The sequence below is a fragment of the Chryseobacterium sp. VD8 genome (assembly GCF_037149975.1).
Classification (GTDB): Bacteria; Bacteroidota; Bacteroidia; order Flavobacteriales; family Weeksellaceae; genus Chryseobacterium; species Chryseobacterium indicum.
Window position 1 is genome coordinate 1 of sequence record NZ_JBBCQL010000188.1, and the last position, 9,151, is coordinate 9,151.

The 9,151-nt window shown below is 38.8% G+C and carries 5 protein-coding genes; all 5 read left to right on the top strand.

The genetic code is table 11. The annotated features are described in order from the left end of the window. Positions 1 to 120 precede the first annotated feature (120 nt). Complete coding sequence (locus tag WFK35_RS17125) at positions 121 to 2,322, top strand: TonB-dependent receptor (protein ID WP_336733607.1); 2,202 nt, start codon at positions 121 to 123, stop codon at positions 2,320 to 2,322. Positions 2,323 to 2,348: 26 nt separating this feature from the next. Continuing rightward, positions 2,349 to 3,716, top strand: coding sequence for a DUF3500 domain-containing protein (locus WFK35_RS17130; RefSeq protein WP_336733608.1), 1,368 nt, complete (start codon positions 2,349 to 2,351; stop codon positions 3,714 to 3,716). Next, on the top strand, positions 3,676 to 4,863 hold the full coding sequence (locus WFK35_RS17135) for a HupE/UreJ family protein (RefSeq protein WP_336733609.1): 1,188 nt from the start codon (positions 3,676 to 3,678) through the stop codon (positions 4,861 to 4,863). The genes WFK35_RS17130 and WFK35_RS17135 overlap by 41 nt, the downstream gene beginning before the upstream one ends. Before the next feature lie 599 nt (positions 4,864 to 5,462). After that, entirely contained in the window at positions 5,463 to 6,605 is a 1,143-nt protein-coding gene (locus tag WFK35_RS17140) for an FIST signal transduction protein (protein ID WP_336733610.1), read from the top strand. Between the two features lie 5 nt (positions 6,606 to 6,610). Next, positions 6,611 to 9,151: PAS domain S-box protein (locus tag WFK35_RS17145; RefSeq protein WP_336733611.1), on the top strand; the 2,541-nt coding region annotated here is incomplete at its 3' end.

The window sequence follows — 9,151 nt, forward strand, 5'->3', positions numbered from 1 at the left end:
TCTGGAGAGACAGAGTGAACGATTATGCAACGACTAATTCATAAAAAGATTCTTACCCAAACCTCACAGGTTTTAAAAACCTGTGAGGTTTAGAAATCCACAACAAAAATCAGAAATGAAATGAGATTGCTGTTTTTCTTTCTTTTTCCGGTTTTAATCTTTTCCCAGAGTACAATCAGGGGGATTATCTCTGATGAAAACGGTCATCCGGTAGAAAATGTTTTAGTAAAGAATACTTCTAAACCTTTGTATCATACCCATACTGATATTTCAGGGAATTTTTTGTTGGAAAATGTAAGTCCGGAAGATAGTCTGGAATTTGTTCATCAGGATTTTAAGCCCCAAAAGATCGTTCTGGAAAATCCGGAAAACCTGAATATTATTTTAGAAAAAAAATCATTTCAGATCAAAGAAATCACCATTACGAAAAATTTAAAAAATTTAAATACCATTTCGAAAATCGATTTGCAGGTGCAGCCTGTTGCTTCATCTCAGGATCTGCTGAGAAAAGTTTCGGGACTGTTTATCGGGCAGCATGCAGGAGGAGGAAAGGCAGAGCAGATTTTTCTGCGCGGTTTTGATGCCGATCACGGAACCGATGTTGCCATTTCTGTAGACGGAATGCCTGTAAATATGGTGTCTCACGCTCACGGACAGGGATATGCCGATCTGCATTTCGTGATTCCGGAAACGGTAGAAAGCATCGATTTTGATAAAGGATCTTATTTTGCGGATAAAGGAGATTTTGCCACTGCGGGATTTGTCGCTTTTAAAACCAAGGATTTTGTCGACAAAAGTAGTTTAGGATTGGAAATCGGACAGTTTAATACCCTCAGAACCAACGGGATTTTTAATTTACTGAACAAAAACAATCAGTCAGCCTATTTTGCGGGAGAGTTTTTAATGACGGATAATTATTTTGATGCTCCTCAAAACTTCAACCGCATCAACCTTTTTGGAAAATATACCTCAAGACTGAGCGATAAAGACAGACTGTCTGTTTCAGTTTCGCATTTTAACAGCAGATGGGATGCAAGCGGACAAATACCGGAAAGAGCCGTAAACAGCGGACTTATTTCGCATTTTGGAGCAATAGACAATACGGAAGGAGGCACAACAAGCCGAAGCAATTTCAATCTTCAGTATGAAAGAAAAATAAATGATGATGCTTTTATCAGAAATCAGGTGTATTTCAGCAAATATGATTTTGAACTGTATTCCAATTTTACCTTTTTCCTGAATGATCCCATCAACGGAGATCAGATCAGGCAGAAAGACAACAGGACGATTGTAGGGTTTCAATCGGAATATAACGGGAAAATAAATGACAATATCAGCTTTAAAACAGGAGGCGGTTTACGCAATGACAACAATAAGGATATAGAACTTTCTCATACGAAGAACAGGCAGACCGTTTTGCAATATCTGAGTCTGGGAGATATTAATCAGACTAATCTATTCGGGTACGGCAGTTGGGATTTCTCTTTCGGAAAGTGGCTGATTAATGCAGGATTGAGGGCAGATTATTTCAAATTTAATGTTGTGGATCAATTGGCAGAAAACTATCAGACTCAGTCTGAAGCAAAAGCTGTTTTTAGTCCGAAACTTAGTTTTTTATACTCTTTTAATACAGGTTTTAATGCTTTTCTGAAGTTAGGAAAAGGCTTTCACAGCAATGATGCAAGAGTGGTAATTGCCGAAAAAGGGAAAAACATTCTGCCGGCTTCTTACAATGCCGATTTGGGATTTTCGTGGAAACCTCTTGCCAACTTGTTAATAAACGCCTCATTGTGGTATCTTTTTCTCGAACAGGAATTTGTTTATGTAGGCGATGAAGCGGTGGTGGAACCCTCAGGAAAAACAGCAAGAAAAGGTCTTGATGTCGGGCTGCGTTATCAGCTGAACAACTGGCTTTTCTGGAATACCGATTTTACCTACACCCACGCAAGAGCTATAGAAGAAGCCAAAGGGAACGATTACATTCCTCTTGCTCCCAAAACTACCTTTGTCAGCGGATTGTCTGTGAAAAATCTTAACCGTTTTTCAGGAAGCATCAATGCAAGATATTTAGGCGACCGACCTGCGAATGGGGATAATTCTGTAACAGCGAAAGGATATTTTATCACCGATCTTTCTGTGAATTATCAGTTCAGAAAAGTTTCTGTGGGAATTAATATCGATAATATTTTCAACACCAAATGGAAAGAAACCCAGTTCCTCACCGAAAGCCGTCTTCAAAACGAAACCGAAAGTGTGGAAGAGATCCATTATACTGCAGGAACGCCCTTTAATGCACGATTAATTTTAAAATACAACTTTTAGAGACCTATAATTTAAACACTTATACAATGAAAACACTATTCAGCATCACCGTAGCCACTTCTGTTGCGGCACTTTCATTTTTCAGCTTTTTTAAAAAGAATACAGAAACCCCAAAAGCAGCGTTTATGACGAATATTGCCAAGAAAAATAAGGCTGCGAAAACGGTGGTAACCACACAACAGATTATTGATCTTGCCAATGCCTTCAAAGCCACCCTTTCCAGTTCACAGATTTCAACGCTGGAGCTGGCTTATACGTATGCCAACGCAAAAACATGGTCTAATCTTCCTGCTGCCATGTCTCCGAGAATCGGGCTGAAAATGGGAACTCTTACAACGGCTCAGTTAACCGCTGCCAGAAATCTCATTCAGGCTTTATCCGGAACAGGAAACGAAGGCTATAACGAGATCTACGGACTTTGGATGGCAGACAATTATCTTTCAAACAACGGAGGCGGAACCACTTACGGAGAAGGTAATTTTTATATTGGTTTTTTCGGAACACCTTCTCTTACGGGAACTTTTGAAATCCAGATGACAGGACATCACAGAACGGTTTCCAATACCTATATCAACGGAATTCTTGTGGGGGCAACTCCTTCTTTTGTCGCTGCGGAGCCTTTTGCCTCTTTTATCTATAATTCGGTAACCTATCAGCCGATGATTGAAGAAAAAACGGCTCTTGTGAATATGCTGTCCGGATTATCTTCTGCACAGCTTACTACGGCACAGCTTTCCACAACGTATACCGATCTGGTCTGCGGTCCCGGAAAAGACTGGCTGTTTCCGACTACCAAATCCGGACTGAAAGTAAGCAATTTAACAACAGCTCAGAAACAACTCGTTTACAATGCAATTGCAACTTACGTAAATGATGTGGATGATACGAATGCTGCAACGATTATGGCAAAATATAATAATGAACTGGATAATACATACATTGCATGGTCTACCGATGCCACACTGAGTAACCAGAATGGCTACGTAAGAATAGACGGTCCATCAGTCTGGATAGAATACTCAGTACAGAACGGAATTATCCTCACGCCGAAACATCCTCACAGCATTTGGAGAGATCATACTACAGATTACGGAGGAACGGGCAGTACATTATCTACCAATGAAACGGCTGCTTCGATATCTAAACCTGTAGTTTACCCTAATCCGGTGAAAGATTTTGCAACCTTTAACTTTACAGCTTCTGAAAAAGGAAATACAAAAATCAACATCTATGACCAGAGCGGAAGATTGGCAAAAAGCATAGAAAAGAGCAATCTGCCGAAAGGACAAAATTCGGTCTCTGCCGACTTAAGCAGTCTTGAAAAAGGAGTTTATACCTTCAATATACAACACAATGGTACAAAAACAAATGGGCAAAAGCTCATCAAAAAATAAAGGGCTGAAGAAACTGTTTCTGTTCTTTATCTTTTTTTCAGTCTTTGCATCGGCGCATCCGCTGCCGGATACAAAGGTCATGTTTCATATGTATCCGGGCGGTGCGGCGATAGATATTACTGCGCCGCTTCGTGATTTTGAAATTGTTTATAATGGTAAAATAACACCGGATCAGAAAAAAAAGATTCAGGAGTATTTTAAAAATCATATCAAAATTTCCTCAGAGAACAGATTCTGGAATATAGAACTTGCTGATTATAAAATCTCCAGAACACAGGATTCTGTGGTAGGACTTTATGATAAAATAGATTTCAGGATTACGGCAAAACCGCAGAGAAAAGAAGATACCCGTAATTTTACCCTTCATTACGATGCCTTTGTACACCAGATCTATAATCACAAATCGATTATAGGATTGGCTTCCGACTGGGAAAAAGGAGTACAGAATTCTAATCAGATTCTGGGAGTTGCAGCACGCGATCTGGACGGGAATATTCAGCCTCTGAATATATCATTAGAGGAAGGAAGCTTTTTTACAGGGTTCAAAAGTATGGTTGAAATGGGTTTTAAGCATATTTTAGAAGGGAAAGACCATATTTTGTTCTTAATTTCCCTGCTTCTGGTTGCCCCGTTTTTTGTAGAGGACAGAAAATGGAAACTTCTCGACAATAAAAAATCTGCGGTGAAAAGAGTGGTAAAAATCGTAACTGCTTTTACGATAGGACATTCGCTGATGCTGATGCTGGGAGCCATCCATTTAATAAACATCAACCCGAATTATATAGAAATAGGGATTGCAATGACCATCTTACTGTCCGGAATCAACATCTCCAAACCCATCTTTTTAGGGAAAGAAGTTCTTATAGCCCTGCTTTTCGGCTTTGTACACGGTCTTGCTTTTGCCAATACCATTACGTTTTTTAATCTGGATATCAGCCAGTTTATCTGGAGTGTTTTAGGCTTCAATATAGGAATAGAACTGGTGCAGATTCTGATTGTACTGATAAGTTTTCCTGTTATTCTTTACGTTTCCAACAGGTTTAAGAATATCGATTTTTACAGGGCGGCAGTTTCTGTTTTTGTGATTGTAATGGCTTGTTACTGGATCTATGAAAGAGTTGTAAGCCTGCCTTTTACTATGGGATAACTAAATTTATCATGTAAAATACCCTTCATTTTTTTCAGAATAATTTTAAATCTTAATGCATTGCAGTATCTGTAATTGCATTAAGTTTACTTTCAGAATTTCCTGTCTGAGCCGTCTTCCGGATTTCTCAGTGGTTCACTGTGCCTTTATATTCGCAGGCAGTGCTCATCTTCTTTTTCTTCGGAACCATACATTTTCTCACGGCATATCCTAACCTGCATTTTCTAATTGTACTGATAATCTGTAAGAAAAAACATTGAAGGCATCCTAATATTTTTTATATTTGAATATAAAACTAATCATGAACAATGAAATCCTCAGTATACAGATTATTTTATTTTAAAGTGAGGCGTGGAATCTAAATCAGGATTATGAAGTTTTTCTCTTCAGAAATGCAAGGGAACGCCGGAAAAAAGACGTTGATAACAGCAGAAAACGACATTTTATCAGAAGATATTTATCTGAGAGCTGATGATCTTTTTTCTTCAGAAAAGGCATTAAAACGGGACATGTGAGAATTCTTTCGTACTCTTAGAAAAGCAGATCAGCAGGCAGATCTCCTGTTACAGTTTATTTCAAACCAGACAAAAAAAGCAGAAATGAAGGTAGCCAAATTACTTTTCTCAGAAGGAAAATGGACGAGAGAGCTTAATCATGAACAGTTAGACTATAATGAAGTGCAATTGGTTCTTGGTTTTGGTGAAAGAAAGCTCCTGTCCGAAAACGATGTTTTTGAAAGTATTCAACAGAAATTCCCGAATGCTGAAATCGCTCTGTGCTCTTCAGCAGGAGAAATATTTTGTAAAGATGTATACGATGATACGGTCTCCGTTACCGCCCTCAGATTTGATAATTCTGAAATTAAAACCACAGAAATCTGTATAAATGATTATAAAGACAGCCACGAAGCAGGAGTTGCTCTGATGAAAAATTTATATCGGGAAGACCTGAAATGGGTTTTTGTTCTCTCGGACGGAAGCAACGTAAACGGAAGTGAGCTGATAAAAGGAATTAATTCTGAAAAACGGAAAGAAGTTTTAATCTCCGGAGGTCTTGCAGGCGATGGCGATCGTTTTGAAAAAACTCTTGTGGGACTGAACAAAGTTCCTGCTCCCGATAATATTGCAGCCATTGGCTTCTATGGCAGTTCTCTTATGCTTTCTCACGCTTCTTTTGGTGGCTGGGAAACTTTCGGCATCGAGAAAACGGTAACAAAATCTTCAGGAAATAAGCTCTACGAAATAGACGGTAAAAATGCTCTCGATATTTATAAAAAATATTTAGGAAAATATGCTGAAGAACTCCCGAGTTCCGCACTGCTTTTTCCGCTTTCCCTAAAGCTGAAAGATAATGAAGAAACGGTAGTGAGAACGATTTTATCTGTAAATGACAGAGAAAATTATATGGTTTTTGCGGGAGATATTCCGGAAGGCAGCAAGGTAAGATTCATGAAGGCAAATTTCGACAGACTGATAGATGCGGCTACGGATGCGGCACAGCAATGTCAGGATTTTCACTCTGCAAATCCTAAACTGGCAATCCTTATCAGCTGTGTAGGAAGAAAACTGGTCTTGGGAAACAGAATTTCAGAAGAAGTAGATGCGGTTGTAGATGTACTGGGAAACGAAACCGCCGTAATGGGCTTTTATTCTTACGGAGAGTTTTCTCCTCTGAAGCCTTTCCAGAATTGCGAGCTGCACAACCAGACCATCACCATCACCGGTATTAATGAAATACTTTAAAGAAAATGAAATATCATAAGTTACTGGAAAAACAGATTAAAAAATATCTTCCGGAAAGTTTTCACTCAGATTCGGAATTCAGTAATTTTTTATCTGCTATTAATGAATCTTATGCATCTTACGAGAGAGATAAAGAACTTATGAACCATGCTTTCTCTAAAAGTGAAGAAGAATATCAGGAAGTATATCAGGATCTTAACAAAGAGTATATTCTGAAGCAGGATTCTATCAGTAAGCTCTACCAGTCACTGAAAATGCTTGATGAGAATATGGAAATCCGGCAGTCTGAAGATTTTGGAGAGCTTTCAGAATATCTTTCCGAGCAGATCAGGAAAAGAAAATCTGTGGAAGGCCAGCTCAGCAGACAACTGGAGTTCCAGCAGCTTTTAATGAATATTTCTTCAGAATTTATCAATATTCCTGTAGAGGAGATTAATGATAACATTAACAGTTCTCTTGAAGCCATCGCCAGGTTTGTAAAAGCAGACAGAATTTATGTTTTTAAATATGACTTTCAGGAAAATACCTGCTCCAATTTGTATGAGTACTGCTCAGAAGGAATATTTTCCAATATCAGTTTTTATCAGGACTTTCCTCTGGAGCCTTTCGAAAAATTTGTGGAACTCCATAAACAGGGAAAATCTATTACCATTAATAATGCAGATGACTTTCCGGATAAAGATTTAAGAGATCTTCTGCTCTTAAACAATGTAAAAAGTGTTCTCGCCATTCCTTTGATGATCGACGGGAAGTGTGAAGGATTTGTAGGGTTTGATGCAGTGCATCAATACCGTAATTTCGGGAACGAGGAAAATGATCTGCTGAAACTGTTTGCACAGATTCTGGCAAATATCCGGGTAAGATTCTTTATGGAAAGTAAGCTTAACAGAACGCTCGAACTGCTTAAAACATTACTCGCCAACCTGCAGTACGGAATTCTGGTGGAAGACGAAAACAGGAGAATTCTTTTTACCAACAGCTTGTTCTGCGATATGTTCCGTATCCCTCTTTCGCCTGAAACCATGCAGGGAATAGACTGCAGTAATTCTGCGGAAGATTCCAAACATCTTTTTGCTAATGAGGAAAGGTTTCCCGAAAGAATCAATGAAATTCTGGAGGAGAGAAAAATTGTTACAGATGAGCTTTTAGAAACCAAAGCAGGAAGATTTCTGGAAAGGGACTACATTCCGATTTATATCAACGGCAAATACAGGGGACATCTCTGGAAATATAATGACATTACGGAAAGTGTTTTGGCTAAAGAGCTCCTGAGACAGAGTGAAGAAAGAAACCGGCTGATTATGAATTCCGCCATCAATGCCATTATCAACGCAGATTCTGAAGGGAAAATAACCTTCTGGAATAAGAGAGCCGAACAGATTTTCGGATGGAAGGCTGAGGAGATTACCGGGAAGACTCTGGCAGAAACCATTATCCCTGAAATTCATAAAAAAGCCCATGAAGAAGGAATGAAAAATTATATGGAGACAGGATACGGCCCGGTTCTTAATGAACAGCTGGAACTTTCTGCGATAAGAAAATCAGGAGAAGAATTTCCCATAGAAATTTCTATAATTCCCATAGAACAGGATGGCAAAAAGTTTTTCTGTTCTTTTATTCAGGATATCTCAAAAAGAAAAAGAGCCGAAGAAAATTTAAAAGTTCAGGAGCAAAAATACCGCAATATTATCGCCAACATGAATCTGGGACTTCTGGAAGTGGATAACAACGAAGTAATACAGTATGCCAACCAAAGTTTTTGTGATGTTTCCGGCTATGAAATTGATGAACTTATTGGTAAAGAGCCTTCAAAATTGTTTTTATACAAAGAAAACAGCATTCCTTTGGTGGAGCATCATGTTTCACTCAGAAAAAAGGGACTTTCCAGCGTTTATCAGGTTCCTGTGAAAAACAAACGCGGTGAGCTGAGATGGTGGGCAATAAGTGCAGCTCCCAATTATGACGATAAGGGAAATCTTATCGGATCTGTAGGAATCCATCTGGATATAACCGACCAAAAACACATGGAAGAAGCGCTGAAGAAAGAAAAAGAAAATGCGCAGGAAGCTTCCAAAGCTAAAGAAGCATTTCTGGCAAACATGAGCCATGAAATAAGAACACCGCTTAACGCAATCATCGGATTTTTAAGGGAATTGGCAAAACAGGATCTTACCTCCGGACAAAAGCAGTTTGTAGACAACAGCAACAGTGCATCTCAGCATCTGCTTTCCATCATTAATAATATTTTGGATATTTCTAAAATAGAAGCCGGCGAAATGTCTCTCGATATTAAAGACTTCTCTTTACAGCAGACAGTGAACAACGTAGTGAATATTCTTCAGCCGAAAGCGGTGCAGAAAAATATAAAATTGATCTCTGTTTTTCCTAAAGATATTGCTCCCGTTTTCAGAGGGGATGCTTCGAAGATCGAACAAATACTATACAACCTCATCGGTAATTCTCTGAAGTTTACCAACAAAGGAGAGATCAGGGTAGAGTGCACATTTTTGGAGGATGATCCGGATAAGCAGAAGATAAAAATAAGT